We start from the raw sequence: 18,241 nt of genomic DNA on the forward strand, positions 1-18,241 counted from the left end.
AAATTTCTTCATAAGTTTTAGGTTAAAATGAAAATTTCAAAGAAGGATTTAGCCCCTCAGACGGAGGGGCTTTTTTGTTAAAACATCATATTTAGCCATCCGCGACGGAATTCTCGATTGCAACATTAATTCATGTTATTCTGACTCATTTTTGCGTTATGTAGGTTTTGCCGGTTGTTTTAATGGAAAATTAGATCAAAACATCATTAGTTAGCAGATGTTTATAGCGGTTTCCCTTAGGAACCTTTAAAATGGCTTTTCGATCTATTTTTCTATCCTTATTGACAGTGGTGTCACTCATGCCACTGCGTTCGTTTACGCAGCAGAGGAAAATTGATAGCCTTGAATCTCTTGTTAAATCAGTACCAGTAGATACCAATAAAGTTTACCTCCTAAACACACTTGTTTCTTCTCTAAGAGAAAAAGACAATAACAGAGCACTGTCATACGCGATTGAAGCAAAAAATTTAGCGGAATTACTGTCCCATAAAAAAGGCTTGGGCGTCGCCTTAGAGAATCTGGGATGGATATTATACCGCAAAGGCGATTACACAAAATCCTTTGACTTCTCTACGCAGGCTTTAAAAGTAAGCGAAGACCTTAATGATAAATCCGCCATAGCGAAATCATTAATTAATATGGCAGCCATTCTCTTTGAACAGAAGCAATATGAGAAGGCCATCGAGAATTTTAAAAAGGCATTCAGGGTAAGTCAGTCAATTGGCGATAAGAAAACAATGGCGCGTAGTATGAACAACATTGGCTACAGCCTTCTGCAAACTGCCAATTATGATTCAAGTCTGTACTATGTATCCTATGCTCTTAAAATTGGTGAGTCTATTAACGACACTTACGTTGTCGGTTTTTCGAATAGAACACTTTCTGATATTTATTTATTAAAGAAGGATTATGCAAGCGCACTAAAGCACCTGAAAAGGAGCTTGAAGATATCGCAGGATGAAGCAAACTCCTTCTTAAGAATATCCAGTTTGCATCGAGTAGGCAAGGTATATAGGGAAATGGGCGAATATGACAGGGCGTTAGCTTACTTGCAAGAAAGCATTGAGCTGTCTCATCAGTTTGGGTACAAAGAGGAGTTGGAAAGAACTTACAAATTAATATCTGACATTTACCGGGCTAAAAAGGATACCACACATGCTTATGAGTATCAATCAAAGTATATAGAACTTCATGATTCTCTCTATGCTCAGCGGCAAAGCGAACAAATCGCATTAATGCAAGCTAAATTTGACGCCGAGATGAAGGAAAAACAGATTCAACTGCTTACCAAAGAAGCACAGCTTAGCGATGAGGCAATTGGTAGCCAAAGAATGTGGTTATACATCTATGTTGGTTGCCTTTTACTACTCATTATAGTAGCCATCATACTGTTATATGCAAACAGGCATAACACAATAGCCAAAAAACAGTTAGAGGACAAAAACAAAGAAATTAACACGCAGGCATTGCAGTTAAGAAATTTGAATGTCACAAAAGATAAATTATTTTCCATCATTAGTCATGATCTACGCAGCCCCCTTGCCAGTTTAAAGGCATTAATGGAATTGGTTGGCACGCCAAGCCTTACACAAGATGAGTTTATTCATTACACCACAATATTAAAGCAGAACCTTGATTTTGTTCAAGCGGATCTTGATAATCTTCTGATGTGGTCGCAAACGCAGATGAGAGGATTGCAGGCAAACCCCGCGCCGGTGAATTTAAAAGTATTGGTAGAGGAAAAAATTGCATTGTTTGGCGAAGCTGCTAAAAAGAAAAGCATTGCTATAATAAATGATATTGATGAGGAGGTGATAGCCTTTGCTGATAAGAACCACGTTGGCCTTGTACTGCGTAATCTTATAAGCAATGCCATTAAGTTTAACCCCGTGGGCGGATCAATACATCTGAAGTCGCGTATTGTAGAAACATATTGTCAAATATCGGTGTCTGATTCTGGTGTAGGCATAAGCTCAGATGATATCAGTAAACTTTTTAACGCTGAAACTCATTTTACAACGCAAGGTACCAATAAAGAAAAGGGCATTGGTATCGGCTTGTTGTTAACGAAGGAATTTGTCGAGAAAAATAACGGAACTATTGCTGTAAAGAGTGAGCTTGGTAAGGGAACAACATTTACCTTTACGTTGCAGGCTAAGAACGAAGAAGTTCTCATTTAATTTTACACTCAATTCTCTTCCCATGCTATTTAAGAGATTTAAAGTAATGGTACTCCTCATTGTTCTGGCAGGGCTGTATTTCATTGGTCCCGCCCCTTCCCGCCCGCGATATAATGTAACCTATCCTGAAGTACCTTCAAAACCGCAAGACCTTGAGAACTATATTATCCGGAAAGAAGGCCTGCATAAAATTAAACCCGATAATGAAGCCAGGATTATTTGGGCTGATAGCAATAAGTTAAAGACAGAATATGCTGTTATCTACCTTCATGGTTTTTCTGCCAGTCAGAAAGAAGGAGACCCGGTTCATAAAAGATTTGCTAAAGATTTTGGATGTAATCTTTTTCTCTCCCGGCTCGCTGACCACGGAATAGATACAACCGAAGCACTTTTAAATTATACAGCTGAAAGAGCTTGGAACAGTGCTAAAGAGGCGTTAGCTATCGGTAATGCCATCGGAAAAAAAGTTATTATAATTAGTACTTCTACTGGAGGAACACTGGCGCTTATGCTCGCAGCCCAATACCCCGACAAAGTTCATGCACTTATAAACCTGTCTCCTAATATAGCCATTAACAATCCTGCTGCCTTTTTACTTAACGATCCGTGGGGTTTGTATATAGCACGAATGGTAATGGACGGAAAATATCGGGTCTCCCAAACAGATTCAATAAAATCTAAATATTGGGATGCGAAATACAGGCTAGAGGCAGCAGTGCAACTTGAAGAGCTACTCTCAACAAGCATGAATAAGGAAACTTTTAATAAAGTTAAGCAGCCTGTTTTAACATTGTATTACTATAAAAACGAGCAGGAGCAAGACCCCGAAGTGAAGGTAAGTGCCATGCTTGAGATGCACGAGCAACTCGGTACTCCATCTGAATTAAAAATAGCTAAGCCTATCCCTTCGGCAGAAGCTCACGTAATTGGTGGCGCATTGTCTTCCAAAGATGTCGAAAGTGTTTATCAAGAGATGAGGGAGTTTGCTATTCAAACGCTTCAAATGCCTGTTAAAAATTAGGCGGTTTTAACTAAAACGTCGGGTAATTAGCATCATTTTTATTATCTTTATTTACCCTAAAAAGTACGTTTCCGGTACTTCCATATTCTCTAAGAATATTCAATTTCAAAATCAATCACAGACCTTTGAGATGCATCCAAGATAGCGGAGAAGTGCAGACAGAGTGCAGCAGGAGTGTAGAAAGAGTGGAGAAATCTTAGAGGAGTAATGAGGGATAGCTAGGGCAAGACTAACATTAGCCTGATGCCTGTACCACCCTCTTAAAGTTTACAAGTCGTTCAGCTGTAATTTCTTTAAAATGCGCTCTAAATCATCCGGCGTATCTATAGCAAGCGTCTCCCGCGTAGTAATTGCAGTTTTAATCTTCAATCCAGCCTCGATCCAGCGCAATTGCTCTAGTGATTCAGCTTTTTCAAGTGTCGAAGGAAGAAGTTTGGTGATATTTCTTAAGGCACTGCTTCTGTAACCGTAAATACCAATGTGTTGATAATAACTATGCTGGTTCAGCCAATCTTTCTGATCTACCCCTCGAAGATAAGGGATAGGATGTCGGCTAAAGTAAATAGCAAAGCCTTCGTTATCTACAACTACTTTTGGTGAGTTGGGATTAAATAAAATCTCCGACTGCTTAACTGGTTTTATCAATGTAGCCAGTTCAGTGCGGTCATCAGCAAAGCATGAACAGACAAGTTCAATCTGTTGTGGGTCTATAAAAGGTTCATCGCCTTGAATGTTGATTACAGCATCGCACTGCAAATTCAACTTCTCTATAACTTCAGCACATCGATCGGTTCCGCTAGGATGGGCGCTGGATGTCATGCACACCTCTCCTCCAAAGTTTAATACCTCACCTTGTATACGCTCATCGTCTGTTGCAACAATTACCGATTGAAGAGACGAGCACTTCTTTGCCTGCTCGTACACCCTTTGAATCATTGTTTTTCCCTTGATATCAACCAGAGGTTTTCCCGGAAACCTGGTTGAAGCATATCGCGCCGGGATAATACCGATTATTTTAGTCACTTAATGTTGTTAGATAAGTCTCAAAAATAAAGAAAGCTTTTGTTTATTAATCCTGAACCGATTTAACTTTTAAACTGGTGCCTTCATCACTGATAACTTCAATAGTTTCACCTTTCTCTATAAACTCGCCTCTGGTGTAGGCATCAAAGATTCTGTCGCCAATCATTACCCGACCGCTCGGTCTAAGTATTGTATGTGCTGTGCCTCTGGTTCCTACCATTGATGCATCATAGGATGATGCGGTGTAGCCAGCTTTCCTGTCTTGGGTTTCAGTAAGCGCAACTTTACTGTAAAATCTTGTATTGCTTATCCTTGAGCCCAAGGCAAAAAGTAAAATTCCTCCTCCTAAAAATCCCCCCAGTGCTGCTGCTACCGCTACTGTAATATTGTTAAGTGGAACAAACTCAAAGTCGAAGGTGTCGTTATTGATCATGATCAAAACGAGTGATCCCAACGTAAGTATAATGCCCGAAATGCCAGCTACGCCAAAACCGGGTAACACAAATACTTCTACAGCAATTAATATTATACCTATAAAAAAGGCGATGATCTCCCAGTTTTCAGCAAGCCCATTAAGATAGTAGGGCACTAGGTAAAGAATAAGAGCCACCAATGCAGCAAACCCTGCAAAACCGATTCCTGGCGTCTGCATCTCAAAGTAAATTCCTGCAATAATTACAAGTATGAGCAACCCACTAATAAATGGATTAAGGAAAAACGCAATAACGCGATCTGCTCCGCTCAACTGAAAGCGGTCAAGTTGATAGTTGCTGATGTTGTTGCGCTTTAGTATTTCTTCTATCGATTCCACCTTTGCATCGCAGAAGCCGTGTTGTATAGCTTCTGATGTTGAAAAGGTTATGATTTGCCCTTCTTTCTTAATACCTTCAATAACAAGGTTCTCATCTACCATGCCTTCTGCTATTTGTGGATTTCTTCCATTTTCTTCAGCGGTAGCGCGCATAATTGATCGCATATAAGACTGGTACTTGTCTGGTGCCTTCTGGCCAGAGCCATCAACCACAGTGGCCGCGCCGATGCTCGCCCCTGGTGACATGTAAATGCTGTCGCAGGCTATAGAAATTAAAGCGCCAGCAGAAGCTGCATCTGAATTAATATAAACCCACACAGGACTTTTATGCTTCATGATGAGATCAACGATTTCTTTCGCATCAGTAAGCACACCGCCATAAGTGTCCATTTCTATGATTACAATTTCTGCTTTCGTTTCTGACGCGTGTTTCAATGCCAGGTCTACATATCTTTTCATGGGAGCATCAATCTCACTTTTGATCTCCATAACCATGATATTCTTCTGCTGACCGAGAATTAATGTAATGGGTAATAAAGAGAGAATAAGTGTAAATAGTTTTTTCATACCTTCGGACGGTTATATAAATCTATAAAAAGATATTGTCTCATAAAATTTCAAATACAGGATTAGAGCTTTGGTTGACAAAACAATTTCATGGCGCAATATGGAATATTCATACACATCCTTCTAAAGATTTACTATTCATAGAGATAAGGGATGTTCAGTTAAAGGAAGTACGGTTTTCAGCTATCGATCTTTCTGGAAAAAAAATGTTATGGGACGAGATAACGCTGGAAGAAAAGTGGTGGGTAAGCCTTACAGAAGTTTCTGAAAACCTCCTGCTATTCAATATCTACACCGATACAAATAATCCTGACAGAAAAAGCCTCATATCTTTCGACTTTAATTCCCAAGAAATAAAATGGTGGAGAAACAATTTCTCCATCGGTTCTATTTCAGAAAGCCATGTCTCGGGGATAGATACCTCGATGGGAGCTAAACCGTTGGTTCTAAACATCGCTGACGGCGTACCTGTAACAAACCCTGTAATAACTTCGCCGCGACAAAATTTTTCTATCATTAAGCCGTTACAGTACTACGAGCAAACAAATCATTTTGAAACGGTAAAAACATTTTTGAATACCAGATTTCAACTAAATGCGCTCTCCATGATCGAGTATCTGGAAATTAACTCCCTGATAATTATTTCAGTTTATGCACAGGAAGAGAATGATTTGGTAAATTATTTGTTAGTAGTAGATGAAGCAGGTAATCTTGTGATTAAGGAGACGATTGGGAGGAATCTGCAAGGAATTGGGGTAGATACTTTTTTCATCGTGTCAGGATATTTAATTTTCGTGCAAAATAGAAGCGTTTTTGTCTGTTATAAGTTGGTATGATTAAAATATTGATAATTATTGGTTTTTCATTTTTTAGCTCCCCTGAAGAGCATGACTCAATAGGAGTTGAAACCATTAATGGTAAAGTTTTTGTAATTCATAGGGTAGAAGAGAAGGAAACACTTTACGCTATCTCAAGACGTTACGGTGCTTCTGTTGATGCCATTCTGGAATATAATTCTGTAGCTGGTTCTGGACTTGAAATTGGTCAGCTGCTAAAGGTTCCCTACACTAAAAAAGAGAATAAGGTATTAAGCAGCAATACGCATAAGGTCGCTCCAAAAGAAACTCTTTTTTCTATAGCCAAGCAATACGGCGTTTCGCTGGATGATTTAAAACAGGCAAATAACCTTACCGACAATGCTTTGGTTATTGGTCAGGATCTAATTATTCCTAAGAGATCGTCTGTGAACATGCCTGCAAGTTACCAGCAGGAGCAGACTTCACGAGGCAGCAATTCAACCACACATACTGTAGTACAAAAGGAAACCATGTATTCTATTGCGAGACAGTATAATATTACTGTTGATCAACTGAGGCAATGGAATAACCTGGAAGGGAACGAATTAAAAATAGGGCAGGTGCTTTCTGTCTCCCAACCTAATTCAGCTGTTAAACAATCACCTGCTGTCGTTGCTTCAAATACTTCACATACTACACCTGTAGTTGTAGAAGAAAAGAAAGAAGCGGCCACCGTAGTTACCGAAAAAAAGGAAGTCGCCCAACCTGTGGCTTCAGTTGAGAAGAAAGAAGTGCCTGTAGTAAAGGAAGAGCCTAAAGAGCCAGCTAAGCAAGAGGTTAAGGAACAAACTATCAAAATTTCTGAATCAGTTAGAAGCGGCGATGAAGTAGTAGAGGCTGGCCTTGCTGAGCTTATTGAAGGAACTGACGGTAATCGGAAGTACCTGGCGTTGCATCGCACGGCGCCGGTAGGAACGATCCTTAAAGTTCGAAATGAAATGAACAACCGCGAAGTTTTTGTTCGTGTTATGGGCAAGCTCCCTGAAACAGCAATGACTGATAAGGTTGTAATAAGAATTTCCAAGTCAGCTTACGACAGGCTAGGAGCCATAGATCCAAAATTTAGAGTAGAAGTTACCTATTATAAATAGCGAATTTTCTTTCTTTGACGATCAACAATTCATTCTTCTTTTGCCTTGCTTTGGCGTGCTGCCTTTTATGCAGCAACCTGCAAGCTCAGAATCTTGTCAGCAACGGAAGCTTCGAATATGTTGATGCATGTCCCGGTTCTTTTTGCCAATCCCCTGCAGACCTTAAGGTTTCCGGTTGGAAGCAAGTAGGCCTCGGTACCCCTGATTATTTTCATGCATGCAGTGAAGGAGACGCAGATGTACCTTATAATTGGGCAGGTGTATCAGAAGCATTTGAGGGATCAGGCTATGGAGGTCTTTTTCTTTGGATGGATGATGATAAAGATTACAGGGAATATTTTTATGCAGCATTAGAATCTCCTTTGCTGAAAGATTCAACCTATATTATTTCATTTCATTACAAGCTGTCTTCTTATTCAAAATTCTCGATTGATAGAATTGGTGTTTTGTTGATTGATCAACTTCCAAAAGTACGGCACGATAAGTTATTGAAAGTTGAGCCTACACTTAACGTGATAAACGATTCTGCTTTTACTGAAAACACAGGGACATGGGAGTGGGTTAATTTTGAGTATAAAGCTAAAGGAGCTGAAAGGAATATTATAATAGGAAACTTCTCTTCTAACGAAGAAACGAAAAGCTACGAAATCATTTCACGCTCCATTGGTGAGCCTATGCTCGCTGCAGCTTCTTACTATTATATTGACGGTGTTGAGGTAAGACCTAAGTTTACATCTGAAGTAGCAGATACTGTCTTTTCAAAGCCTGTACCAGAAGCGTTTGCAGTTAACAAGAACTACATTCTCAGTAATATTCAATTTGAATTTAATAGCCATAAATTAATTAAGGAAAGTTTAAATGCGCTTGATCCGGTTATCAGTTTCATGATTAGCAATCCTGACGTAAACATCGAAGTGTCTGGTCATACCGATGACCAGGGAAGCGATAAGTACAATATAACACTATCACAAAGGCGCGCAAACGCAGTAGCAGAGTACCTTCGTATAAAAGGTGTTGATTCAAAGAGAATAAAAACGTATGCTTACGGAAAACAAAGACCGCTTGTACCAGGTACTTCCGAAGAAGGAAGAAAGCAAAACAGACGAGTTGAAGTGAAATTTGTACAGGTAATGAGGCCATAATTTTCTCTGGTTACTCACGATGTTTTAAATTTCATACATTGTTCCTTAGAAATGATTAGATCAGCATCTCTTTCTTATCAATATCCAAATGGAAAACAGTTACGTTTTCCGGATGTTAATTTATCGGCAGCAGAACAGTGTTTGCTGTTGGGGGAGTCAGGGAGTGGTAAAACAACTTTTCTCCATCTATTAAGCGGGTTATTAAAAAGTCAACAAGGTGCCATTCATATAAATGGTCACGAGATAACGAAGCTTAAAGGTTCTGCTCTGGATCACTTCAGAGGCCAACACATAGGTTTTATATTTCAACGCAATCATTTGATAAGTGCGCTGTCTGTTAAGAACAATCTGCTTATGTCACCATACCTGGCGGGTTTACCACAACGGTCAGAACGTGTAGACGAAGTATTACGTCAGTTAGGTATTGGTGATAAAAAGAATAGCAGGATACAAGAGTTGAGCCAGGGGCAGGCACAGCGTGTAGCAATTGCCAGGGCCATCCTGAATAAACCATCTATTATTTTTGCAGATGAGCCAACATCTGCACTTGATGATAAAAATTGCGAACTTGTAATTGAATTACTTGCTGATATTTCTTCGCAGAATAAGTCAGCATTGATTATTGCTACACATGATCAAAGGTTAAAATCTCATATTCCTAAACAAATTACTTTGTAGGCTTACATACATGAATCTCTTTTCTCTTGTCTGGAATTATTTAAAAGCAAGGCCACTTAACACGGTGCTTAATATCATTCTATTGAGCTTGGGTATAGCTGTGATAACTATCCTGTTGATCTTTAATAAGCAGCTTGAGGAAAACATCACACGTAATGCAAAAGGTATTGATCTTGTAGTGGGTGCTAAAGGCAGTCCGCTTCAGCTTATACTCTGCAATATCTTCCATATGGATTTTCCAACAGGAAATATAAATCTTGCTGAAGCTGAAAAGATTGCAAAAAACAGGCTTGTAAAGAAAGCCATTCCGCTCGCATTGGGTGATAGCTATCAGGGTTTCAGGATCATCGGCACTACTATCGATTATCCTCAGCTTTACGAAGCGGAAGTCAGGGAGGGAGGCTGGTACAAGGAGGTTATGGAAGTAACTATTGGCGCTAATGTAGCAGCACAGCTTCAGCTTAGGTTAAACGATGAGTTTACGAGTACGCATGGGCTTTCCGCTGATGGTCATTCTCACGATGCCATGCATTTTAAGGTGAAGGGTATTTTACAAAAATCGCAAAGCGTAATAGATAACCTTATATTCACGAGCGTTCAAAGTATATGGAAGGTACATGAAGAACATGAGGAAGAAGAACATGGCGAAGAGGAAAAAGCACACGATTATGTAGCGGTCACGAATTCATCTTTACTGGTGCCCGGTGTTGAGGCAGGTGACACTACAAAAGAAATTACTTCCATGTTAATTCGTTATCGCTCGCCAATGGGCGCCATACAGTTACCCCGTTTTGTTAATAGCCAGTCAACCATGCAGGCAGCATCACCAGCCTTCGAAACAGCACGGTTATTTTCAATTATGGGAGTAGGCCTTAATATTCTTAATGGTTTTGCTTTCGTGCTGATATTCATTTCGGGCTTGAGTATCTTCATTGCACTTTACAACTCGCTGAAAGAAAGACGATATGACCTTGCCATCATGCGGTCAATGGGAGCAACAAAGCAAAAATTGTTTGTATCAGTAATCCTGGAGGGGGTGCTGTTAACTTTTTTCGGAGCTCTCGCTGGACTTATTTTGGGGCACCTTGTTGTAACATTACTGGGTAACATGCTTGAAGAAACTCAGAAAGCCGGAATAAACGGTCTTGTCTTTTATGTTGATGAATGGATAATTTTGGTTGGGAGTTTGTTGTTAGGTTTAGTGAGTTCGGTAATACCAGCGTTTCAGGCTTATCGAACGGATATTTCAAAAGTTCTTGCAGGTAATTAGATATGAAAAAGATATTATTGACAATCGTACTAGGTTCAGTTCTAAGCTTCGTTTATGCTCAGGGGAAATCAGATACCTGGAATGAGTTTGCTAAAACGAAGTTTGAGCCTAAATACTACGAAAAGCTGGGTGAGTATATTTTCTATCCTAATTTTCCTGCTGAGTTAAAAGCACAGGTCGGAAAAGAAATTACGGTTAAGGGATTCTATGTTCCCTTTGCTCCCGAAGATGGTAACTATATCATTATTTCGAAATATCCGATGAGTCAGTGCTTCTTCTGTGGAGGTGGAGGTCCGGAGTCAATAGCAGAAGTTACGTTTGCCAAAGATCCTGGTAAGTTTCAGGTAGATGATTTAATTACCGTAAGGGGCAAGCTACAACTGAATGCTGATGACGTCGATCACGTTAATTTCATCTTAAAGGATGCAGTACTTGTCAAGTAAGTCTTGAAAATAAAAAAGTCATAACCCTATAGGCTATGACTTTTCGAGGATCCATTCTTTAATTCTTATGAACGGCCTTTTTTCTTGCTACTCTTGTCTGCGGTAGTTGTAGTGTTGTCTTTAACCATTACTTTGTGTTCAGAATCTTTTAGCTGAGATTCATCTGCTTTTACAAGTTCATTTTTAGTTCTGTCTACATAGTACAGATCTCCCTGGTACTTATAAACCACTTCATTGTTTGGACCTTCCTTCTCTTCAACAACATCAACGTCATGTTGTACCATGTCTCCGCTGGTCATAGCTGTCGACCCTTGAGGTGTTGTACCTGATTCAGAAGACATTGACGGTTTTTGTCCTGATGACTGCGTTCCCTGGGTTGTTGTATTTTGACCTGGTTGAGAAGAGGTTTGGCCCTCGTCCTGAACACTGTTAATTGCTTTTTCTGATTCGTCTCTGAAGTTCTGACTTGCCTGTTCTGCATTTTGCTGAACATTGCTTCTTGTTTCGTCAGCAGTTTGCTCTATTTGGTTACCTGCATTTTGTGCTCCTTCACGAACCTGGTTACCCGCACGATCTGCTCCTTGTTGAATATCGCGTCCTGTTCTCTCTGCACCTCTTTCAATATCGGCAGCAGTAGTGTCAACAGCTTGTTGGGTTTTCTGCCTGGTGCTTCTGTACTGGTTGTTTTCTTTAGAGTCCTGTTGCTGAGCAAAAGCCGCAACACCAATTAAAGCCACGGCATATGTAGTTAAAAATAGTTTTTTCATAACGTATATATTGTTTGTTTATAAGATTAAAGTCTGAAACACTTTAAGAAACTTTCATACCGTTTTAAGGATAACAACTAGGGCTCAGATTAACCTTGCTTAAAAGTCGACTGATAACAATAGTTGGCGATAACCGGAAGGAGAAAGGCTTTTCAAATCTGTTATACCCGATGTTGAAAAAATCAACAGAGCTGTTCTATTCTTGCCACGAAAGAAATTGGCTGCTTGGTATTGCTGTATCGCAACGGTTTGAGTAAAACTGAATGACAGCTTAAGCCGACTCCGCATATTAAAAACAGTAGTTTTGAACCCGGCGTTAGGCCCTTTAGGAGTCTATCCAAAAAATATCTTTCTGCTTTTATCTAATCTTTATTATAATAGGCTTTTAATCTTGAAATGCTTGCACAGGCACACCACCCAAACCATTTAAGTCCACAGGAGCTCGATGAATACCTGAAACAGGGTTGGTTCAGAATGGGTCAGACAATCTTTCACACCAACTTTCTGAATTTCAAAGAGGAGTATTTCAGTGCAATCTGGTTACGGGTAAACCTTGATAATATTTATCCTGATAAGCAACAAGTAAAATTGTTAAAGCGAAACCAGGACTTTAGAATAGAATTTCAACGTGCTTCTATTACTGATGAAAAGGAAGCGCTTTACTCGAAGTACAGACAGGGGATAGAGTTTCAGGCATCCTCTTCGCTTCGCAATCTTTTGTATGGAGTAGCCCACCAGAATATCTATAATACGCACGAAGTAAATATTTACGATGGCAGCAAATTGATCGCTTCAGGTTTTTTTGACCTGGGAAGAAACAGTGCTGCAGGCATAACTAGTTTTTACGATCCCGAATACAAGAAACACAGCCTCGGAAAATTTCTTATCTATTCAAAGATAGACTATTGTAAAAGCCTGGGTATGCTTTACTTTTATCCTGGTTACTTTGTTCCTGGCTACGCTGCTTTCGATTATAAGTTGGAGATTCACAAATCATCCCTTCAATATCTTCAACTGCAAACAAACCGATGGATGCCGATTACGGGCTTTTCTGATGCTGATATTCCCCTACGAGTAATGCGGAATAAGCTTGAAGAACTACGCTTCTTTATGGATCGCTCTCAATTGCAGGGTAACATCATGAAGTATGAGTATTTCGATGCTAATCTTGTTCCTGACTTAATTGGCTTTGAGTTATTCGATTTTCCTTTACTTGTCAACTGCCCGCATAAGCTGGCGGGTGCCGGCCATTTAGTTATTATTTATGATGTGAGGGATAACCAGTATCACCTCATGCAATGCCGAAGTGTATGGACATCCAACGCCCCTAATACAGATGGAGTTTTTACATCACATCTCTTAAAGGTAGAGTACGATGTTTTTTCGTCTGAAGACCCACTGCCCATGGTTAATGTTCTTTTAGTACATCTAAGCTCCGAGGATGATTCTCTTCAAAGTGCCGTGTTTTAGTTACCGCGCTGTTGAAAGGTAATCCACCATTTGGATATGCTATTTGATAGCTTAAAGAAGATAATTACCAGAATAAAGATTAGTCGTTTTTTAAATAGCACTGAAATTCTACTTTCAGCTATACATTAATATAAATTTATGAGCGCACGATCACAAAAAGCTTTAGTATTATTTGCACTGGCAGCCTTTATTTGCTTAATGGCGATAGATTCATCAGCTCAAAAAAAGGGCTGGATTAAACTCTTCGATGGTAAAACATTTGATGGATGGAAAGTAAGTGAAAACCCTGGCACCTTCACCATTAAAGATGGCATGATCGTAGTTCACGGTAACCGCGCCCATCTCTTTTATGACGGACCTGTTAATAATCATAACTTCAAGAACTTTGAGTTTAAGGCTAAGGTAATGACTACACCCGGATCTAACTCCGGTATGTTTATTCATACACAATATCAGGAGACTGGCTGGCCTTCAAAAGGATATGAGATACAAGTTAACGCTACGCATACTGACTGGCGTAAAACTTCCAGCATTTACGCAGTACAGGACATAAAGGAAGCACCTCATAAAGACAACGAATGGTTTACACAACACATCATTGTACAAGGAAATAAAATCACCGTTAAGGTGAATGATAAAGTAATTAATGAATATACTGTTGGTGCAGATAGCAGGCTTTCAAGCGGCACCTTTGCATTGCAAGGTCACGATCCGGAAAGTTTAGTATATTATAAAGACGTTATGGTTAAACCTTTAGCCGATTAACGAACACGTGAACACATAAAAAAAGCAGAGTAGGTTCTCTGCTTTTTTTATGTTTCTATATGTCTTTTATTTCTTCATCTCGCGGATTACATTGCCTTTAAAATCAACATAACCTACCTTGTCAAGGTCTTCACCCGAGCGTGCATAGGCAAGACCATCATTAAAGGGTCCTATTTCTGCAAACTTCATAGCTACACGCAACTTGCCTGTTTTATCTATCAAACCCCACATTCCACCATAGAATTCTTCCGAACCACCATATTCATCGTAAGATATTTCACCACCTATGTTGCAGCGAATTAATTCCTGGCCATTGTAAGGTTCGATCCAATCAAAATCAAATCCTGTTAGCATTGCTCCTTTACCATCGGCCATAGCCCATTTATTATTCTTAACAACATAAATGATCCCGTTTGGTTGTATGCGCACATCGCTTAACGCATTCTTGTTAAACAGAACTTTCCCATTGCTATCAATTACACCACAAGAAGTTTTTACAATGCCGGCTTCTTCTGCTGTTCCTATACTTCTTATGATGCATAAGCCATCTTTAAATCCATCAGTATCAATAGTTGTTGTTGAATCTGCATGGAAGACAAACACGCCTTTGTTGTTGATAACACCTTCACCACTATTCTCAGTTTGCTGCACAATGGCAACCTCTCCCTGAAAATCCCTTACGCTATAGAACTTCGGTTCAATAACTATTTGATTGCTCTTGTTTATAAAGCCCCACTTTTCATTCTTTTTGATGCCAGCCAGTCCGTTAGAAAAAGGACGGATTTCATCATACACAATAGGTATAAGCAACACGCCAGCTTCGTTAACAGCTCCCCATTTATTGTTATTCCTGACCAGCACTGTACCTTCTACATATGGAGTCGAACTATCTTCTGAGAAGAGGATGTCTTCATATTGTGGTTTTAGAATCCACTTGCCATTGTTGTCAATAATGCCTGCCTTACCATTTTCAAACGCACGGATATATTTGGTGTCGTACAATGTTTGTACAGAACCTTCTTCACCTAAGCTAACATTCAGACTGGCAGGATAGAGCTTTGATCCTTCTGCATTTATTAACCCATAGCGTTCTCCTTCAAGCACAAGATAGTTATCTCCAAAAGGAATAATGTTATCATATTCAGGTTCTATGATCAAGCTTCCCTTGTCATTAAGCAAGCCCCATTTACCTCCCGCGCAGCTGTAGTAGATCTCTTCATCACAATCCGCTTCGCATAATGTATAATTAGCATCTCCTCCCGCATTTACCAGCGCTATACCTTTTCTGAAAGGAAGGATCAGCTCATACGATGGAGCTATGATAGCCTTACCCGTTGCGTCAATCAATCCCCATTTGCCCCCGTAGTAGGCGTAGTTCTCTTCATTAAGCGTTGCGCCTATATTTACCCGTGCAAGCTCGCCTTCATAGTTCGCTGCAAAATCAAATGTAGCAGGAATCGCTAATTCACCCGTGGCTGACTTTTGAAATCCAAATTTACCTTTCTCATCAACCCAGGTATATAATGCAGATGAATTGCCAGAGTAATAAGGTTGTTCTTCTATGGGTACGTCACCTAACACCTTGCCTGTTTTATCTATATAAACGATTTTTTCGTTGAGTCCTACCTTGGCTTTCCCGTTTTCGAAATTCCATGCTGAATTGAATTGAGGTGCAATGGAAAAGGCTCCGTCCTTGTTGATGTATCCAAGTGTAGCACCAGCCTCTCTGATTCTTATTAAGTTTCCTGCAAGTGACACCTCTGTGTGCGATGGCGTAATAATATCTTTTAGTGTTTTAAGATCTTTTACCCCGTAGCCATCTGCTCCGCGATAGATCACAAGGCCTTGTTCTACCTGTTGAATATCCAGGTGTGGCTTAATTACAAAATAGCCTTTCGTATCAATAAGTCCGGTTCCTTTCTCTGTTGAAACAATGGCATAGCCTTCGGCATTAAAGGAAGAAACAGACTTGAATTGCTGCTTAAAAGCCGTTTTGCCTTCTTTTGTGATGTAGCCATACGAGTCAGAACCAAACCTCACGGCCGCTAGCCCATGCGTGAACGGTTTAAAATCGTATTGAAGGTTGTAGAATGTATTGCCGTTAACAGGAACAACATGTTGATAAACCCAGTTGCCATCTGTATCTATATATCCATAAAGGTTATCTTTCTTAGCAGCAGCAAGTCCTTCTGATAGTGGTGCAAGCTCGTCAAAGACGGGTTGTACGATCCACTGTTCTTCTTTGTCGATCAGCCCGAGTTTACCGGTATTAGGATCTAACGCAGGTGCCAGATCATGACCATTGTAACTGAAGATAGCTTCTGTAATTCTTTCACTTGAAATCAGCTCGCCGTTAACGAAAGACACATAACTGTAGGGAGTCTCATAACTATTGATGTTTTTAACTGCAGCGTAACCTCCTTTAACAGGTTCTGCAACAGTAAAGGTTTTACTGAACACCACACCCTTCTTGTTCATGAAGGTCCAGTTGGAAAGCAAATTATAACCATCGAAAAACACATCGTAAATGACAGTGTCTTTTGTATTCACCCGTGTGTATTCGCCTTTAAAATCATCCGCGTAAGCAAAGGATGGCTGAATAGCGATCTCACCTTTGGCGTTAACAAAACCATATTTGCCTTTGCGCTTGAAGCGGCCGAGACCTTCAGAGAAGTCCCAGGCATAGTCAAAATCCGGAGGAACGATAACCTTTCCGGTCTGGTCCATATAACCCCACTTTGCATTTTCCTTTATCGGGTAGAGGGTAGATGTTTCGTTGAGGTTGGTAGTTGTTTCTTTAATACTGCATTTGCTTAGTAAAACAGGTAGCAGCACCAATAAGAATAGACGAGGTAAACGCAATTCTTTTTTAATAAACATATATTGATTTGTAACTATAGTAGCTGAGAACTTAAACCGTGCACTTCAGGTAACCAAAGAATGAGACAAAGCGATGATATACTGCTGCTTTGATCTAAAGATGTAGTGAGCATATAGGGGGCTTATTGCCCTTACAAAGATGATAAAAATAAAGGTGAATATGTATTGGTGACGAAAAGAAAAGTTAGGCAGATGTTTAAGTTGTGTGTTCAAAGTTCTGGGTTCCGGGGTTGTTAAAAGTTACAAGTTTCAGGTTGTTTTAATGTTATCGAAACCTTAAACCTTAAACAACTCAGAACCCAGAACCTCGAACAAGAACACGTTACCTGACTGAGAAGATTTTAGCACTACCCGCATGCTTTACTTGTTCAATCGTGTTTGTGTCAGTCATCTTACCATAGCAGATACCTACTGATAGCATGATGCTGAATTTGTTATCAGGGAGCTGAGTACCGCTATAAGCGAGCTCGAGCACAGTAGGAGCGGATTCTTTTAGTGAGGGCATCCATTCTGTCGCTGTTATTTCAGGATAGATATTGTCATAAGCACGATCCGAAGGACTGTATCCCCACTCTTGGTGAAAGAGATCAGGAACAATGCCAAGCACAGCAATGATCTTATACATGGGATGCCTCTGGTGCACCTGAAAGTTGATATCCGGGACTAGCGCAGGGATTTCAATGCGCGCTGATAAATTCTCTCTTGAAACAGAACAGACAATCGGTGTTCTGATCACCGATTCTATTGGTGTAATTCTGTTGAGCGAGAATCCTTCCAGCAGATGAGGTTTTTGGGAGAGCTCAATGCCGCGCTTGCCATAAACTCCTTCACTTCCCATCTGAATAGGTTTTAACAAAGAGTTCAGCGATCCTGCAACGTTATAGTCAGCCAGAGGTTTTACACGCGATAGCATCTTCATAATCCATTTGCTGGCCGTAGCACGACCACCGAATTCGGCATTTACACGCCTTGTATTTGCAAAGGCAGCGTCATGTTTGATTTTTTCTTTGGAGGCACCACCTTTTTTGCGGATGATGATCTTGTCACTGCCACGCATTTTATATGCAGAAAGCTGACCGATAGAACCTGTAAAGGTGATTTCTGAGGATAGTATAGCCATGATGAGTAGGGTTTTAGTTACGGTTAAGCGTAGTATAAAGGTAGGTAAAAAGGTATGTAATTCAAAGGTTTCAGGTAGGTGACCCGTAGATAACCCGTCTCTTTAAGGTACGGGTTATCTACGGGTTATATACGGATTATATACGGGTTATCTACG

At 40.1% G+C, this 18,241-nt stretch carries 15 protein-coding genes; 10 read left to right on the plus strand and 5 right to left on the minus strand.

All coding sequences use genetic code 11. The features are described 5' to 3' along the window. Positions 1–251: 251 nt before the first annotated feature. Both KK060_RS11915 and KK060_RS11920 read left to right on the plus strand, forming a co-directional pair. Entirely contained in the window at positions 252–2,180 is a 1,929-nt protein-coding gene (locus KK060_RS11915; RefSeq protein WP_254153959.1) for a tetratricopeptide repeat-containing sensor histidine kinase, read from the plus strand. Between the two features lie 22 nt (positions 2,181–2,202). Continuing rightward, positions 2,203–3,201: an alpha/beta hydrolase gene (locus KK060_RS11920; protein WP_254153960.1), complete on the plus strand. Its 999-nt coding sequence runs from the start codon at positions 2,203–2,205 to the stop codon at positions 3,199–3,201. 267 nt (positions 3,202–3,468) lie between these two features. Here KK060_RS11920 and kdsB read toward each other — a convergent pair whose 3' ends face one another. Both kdsB and KK060_RS11930 read right to left on the minus strand, forming a co-directional pair. Next, entirely contained in the window at positions 3,469–4,224 is a 756-nt protein-coding gene (gene kdsB, locus KK060_RS11925) for a 3-deoxy-manno-octulosonate cytidylyltransferase (protein WP_254153961.1), read from the minus strand. 46 nt (positions 4,225–4,270) lie between these two features. After that, positions 4,271–5,602 carry an NfeD family protein gene (locus KK060_RS11930; RefSeq protein ID WP_254153962.1) on the minus strand — a complete coding sequence of 444 codons (1,332 nt, stop codon included), beginning with the start codon at positions 5,600–5,602 and terminating at the stop codon, positions 4,271–4,273. A gap of 35 nt (positions 5,603–5,637) precedes the next feature. Here KK060_RS11930 and KK060_RS11935 point away from each other — a divergent pair, with 35 nt between their 5' ends. Genes KK060_RS11935 through KK060_RS11960 form a run of 6 tightly spaced genes read left to right on the plus strand, consistent with a single transcriptional unit; the run spans position 5,638 to position 11,083 of the window. After that, complete coding sequence (locus tag KK060_RS11935) at positions 5,638–6,438, plus strand: DUF4905 domain-containing protein (protein WP_254153963.1); 801 nt, start codon at positions 5,638–5,640, stop codon at positions 6,436–6,438. After that, on the plus strand, positions 6,435–7,550 hold the full coding sequence (locus tag KK060_RS11940; RefSeq protein ID WP_254153964.1) for a LysM peptidoglycan-binding domain-containing protein: 1,116 nt from the start codon (positions 6,435–6,437) through the stop codon (positions 7,548–7,550). The genes KK060_RS11935 and KK060_RS11940 overlap by 4 nt, the downstream gene beginning before the upstream one ends. Before the next feature lie 14 nt (positions 7,551–7,564). After that, positions 7,565–8,692: an OmpA family protein gene (locus tag KK060_RS11945; RefSeq protein WP_254153965.1), complete on the plus strand. Its 1,128-nt coding sequence runs from the start codon at positions 7,565–7,567 to the stop codon at positions 8,690–8,692. Positions 8,693–8,743: 51 nt separating this feature from the next. Further along, a complete protein-coding gene (locus tag KK060_RS11950) occupies positions 8,744–9,370 on the plus strand; it encodes an ABC transporter ATP-binding protein (protein WP_254153966.1) in 627 nt (208 codons plus the stop codon). A gap of 10 nt (positions 9,371–9,380) precedes the next feature. Next, complete coding sequence (locus tag KK060_RS11955) at positions 9,381–10,640, plus strand: ABC transporter permease (RefSeq protein ID WP_254153967.1); 1,260 nt, start codon at positions 9,381–9,383, stop codon at positions 10,638–10,640. A gap of 2 nt (positions 10,641–10,642) precedes the next feature. Further along, positions 10,643–11,083 (plus strand): hypothetical protein, encoded by a 441-nt coding sequence (locus KK060_RS11960; protein ID WP_254153968.1) that lies wholly within the window; start codon positions 10,643–10,645, stop codon positions 11,081–11,083. 65 nt (positions 11,084–11,148) lie between these two features. On the opposite strand, the gene KK060_RS11965 is transcribed toward KK060_RS11960, so the two are convergent. Then, positions 11,149–11,850: a hypothetical protein gene (locus tag KK060_RS11965; RefSeq protein ID WP_254153969.1), complete on the minus strand. Its 702-nt coding sequence runs from the start codon at positions 11,848–11,850 to the stop codon at positions 11,149–11,151. A gap of 396 nt (positions 11,851–12,246) precedes the next feature. Here KK060_RS11965 and KK060_RS11970 point away from each other — a divergent pair, with 396 nt between their 5' ends. Then, a complete protein-coding gene (locus tag KK060_RS11970; protein ID WP_254153970.1) occupies positions 12,247–13,320 on the plus strand; it encodes an arginyl-tRNA--protein arginylyltransferase in 1,074 nt (357 codons plus the stop codon). Positions 13,321–13,458: 138 nt separating this feature from the next. Continuing rightward, the gene (locus KK060_RS11975) at positions 13,459–14,085 is read left to right on the plus strand and encodes a 3-keto-disaccharide hydrolase (protein ID WP_437124576.1); all 627 of its coding nucleotides are present in this window, start codon (positions 13,459–13,461) and stop codon (positions 14,083–14,085) included. Positions 14,086–14,151: 66 nt separating this feature from the next. On the opposite strand, the gene KK060_RS11980 is transcribed toward KK060_RS11975, so the two are convergent. Then, positions 14,152–16,965: a WG repeat-containing protein gene (locus KK060_RS11980; RefSeq protein WP_254153971.1), complete on the minus strand. Its 2,814-nt coding sequence runs from the start codon at positions 16,963–16,965 to the stop codon at positions 14,152–14,154. A 322-nt stretch (positions 16,966–17,287) separates the two neighbouring features. After that, positions 17,288–18,085 (minus strand): hypothetical protein, encoded by a 798-nt coding sequence (locus tag KK060_RS11985; RefSeq protein WP_254153972.1) that lies wholly within the window; start codon positions 18,083–18,085, stop codon positions 17,288–17,290. Between the last annotated feature and the right edge of the window lie 156 nt (positions 18,086–18,241).

Source organism: Chryseosolibacter indicum (genome assembly GCF_018598585.1).
In the GTDB taxonomy this organism is placed as follows: Bacteria; Bacteroidota; Bacteroidia; order Cytophagales; family Cyclobacteriaceae; genus Chryseosolibacter; species Chryseosolibacter indicus.

What these genes read in the sequence shown, in the direction of transcription:
- KK060_RS11915 (WP_254153959.1), top strand. Translation starts at nt 252, where the DNA reads ATGGCTTTTCGATCTATTTTTCTATCCTTATTGACAGTGGTGTCACTC.
- KK060_RS11920 (WP_254153960.1), top strand. Translation starts at nt 2,203, where the DNA reads ATGCTATTTAAGAGATTTAAAGTAATGGTACTCCTCATTGTTCTGGCA.
- KK060_RS11930 (WP_254153962.1), bottom strand. Translation starts at nt 5,602, where the DNA reads ATGAAAAAACTATTTACACTTATTCTCTCTTTATTACCCATTACATTA.
- KK060_RS11940 (WP_254153964.1), top strand. Translation starts at nt 6,435, where the DNA reads ATGATTAAAATATTGATAATTATTGGTTTTTCATTTTTTAGCTCCCCT.
- KK060_RS11950 (WP_254153966.1), top strand. Translation starts at nt 8,744, where the DNA reads ATGATTAGATCAGCATCTCTTTCTTATCAATATCCAAATGGAAAACAG.
- KK060_RS11955 (WP_254153967.1), top strand. Translation starts at nt 9,381, where the DNA reads ATGAATCTCTTTTCTCTTGTCTGGAATTATTTAAAAGCAAGGCCACTT.
- KK060_RS11960 (WP_254153968.1), top strand. Translation starts at nt 10,643, where the DNA reads ATGAAAAAGATATTATTGACAATCGTACTAGGTTCAGTTCTAAGCTTC.
- KK060_RS11965 (WP_254153969.1), bottom strand. Translation starts at nt 11,850, where the DNA reads ATGAAAAAACTATTTTTAACTACATATGCCGTGGCTTTAATTGGTGTT.
- KK060_RS11970 (WP_254153970.1), top strand. Translation starts at nt 12,247, where the DNA reads ATGCTTGCACAGGCACACCACCCAAACCATTTAAGTCCACAGGAGCTC.
- KK060_RS11975 (WP_437124576.1), top strand. Translation starts at nt 13,459, where the DNA reads ATGAGCGCACGATCACAAAAAGCTTTAGTATTATTTGCACTGGCAGCC.
- KK060_RS11980 (WP_254153971.1), bottom strand. Translation starts at nt 16,965, where the DNA reads ATGTTTATTAAAAAAGAATTGCGTTTACCTCGTCTATTCTTATTGGTG.
- KK060_RS11985 (WP_254153972.1), bottom strand. Translation starts at nt 18,085, where the DNA reads ATGGCTATACTATCCTCAGAAATCACCTTTACAGGTTCTATCGGTCAG.